This is a genomic window from Achromobacter sp. 1011811831 (assembly GCF_059760905.1).
The window spans coordinates 1-343 of sequence record NZ_JCBANG010000230.1 but is presented as its reverse complement, the minus strand read 5'-3'; the positions used below and the strand labels follow the sequence as shown (position 1 = coordinate 343).

Here is a 343-nt window from a genome sequence, read left to right as displayed (position 1 = left end):
CGCCAGGCCGCGGGCAATGCCGCCTCGGGCGTGCCGGACGGCCTGGCCGCCGGCGGGCTGCAGGTCGACACGCAGGCGCTCACGCGCGGCTGGACCCATGCCGAGGCGCCCCGGTCCAGCACCGAGAGCGGCCGCACGACGGTCACCATCAACCAGACCGCCGACCGCGCCATCCTCAACTGGCAGACCTTCAACGTCGGCCGCGACACCACGGTAGACTTCCGCCAGCAGGCCGAGTGGGCGGTGCTGAACCGGGTCAACGACCCGGCCGGCCGTCCCAGCCAGATCCAGGGGCAGATCAAGGCGCCGGGCACGGTGCTGATCGTCAACCGCAACGGCGTGG

1 protein-coding gene is annotated in these 343 nt (G+C 73.2%); it reads left to right on the top strand.

Annotated elements, in window-relative coordinates; translation table 11 throughout:
• Nucleotides 1-343, top strand: a 343-nt coding sequence (locus AC6LJ9_RS30740; RefSeq protein ID WP_498150470.1) for a two-partner secretion domain-containing protein, incomplete at both ends; no start/stop codon positions are given.